Raw genomic sequence first — 259 nt, forward strand, 5'->3', positions numbered from 1 at the left:
GTCACACCAGTAGGCCCGGTATCTCCAGTAGCTCCAGTAACTCCGGTGGCACCAGTAGGTCCGTTATCTCCAGTTACACCAGTAGGCCCGGTATCACCAGTAGCTCCAGTAACTCCGGTGGCACCAGTAGGACCGGTATCTCCAGTTACACCAGTGGCTCCCGTAGGGCCAGTATCTCCAGTTGCACCAGTAGGTCCGGTAACACCAGTTAGTCCAGTAGCACCGGTAGGCCCAGTATCTCCAGTAACTCCAGTCGCAC

1 pseudogene is annotated in these 259 nt (G+C 56.8%); it reads right to left on the reverse strand.

From position 1 onward, the window contains the following. Positions 1-259, reverse strand: a pseudogene (locus tag KVT11_RS20160) (collagen-like protein); the annotation flags it as partial.

Origin of the sequence: Bacillus sp. GbtcB10 (genome assembly GCF_019091365.1) — a bacterium.
GTDB classification, from domain to species: domain Bacteria; phylum Bacillota; class Bacilli; order Bacillales; family Bacillaceae; genus Bacillus; species Bacillus altitudinis.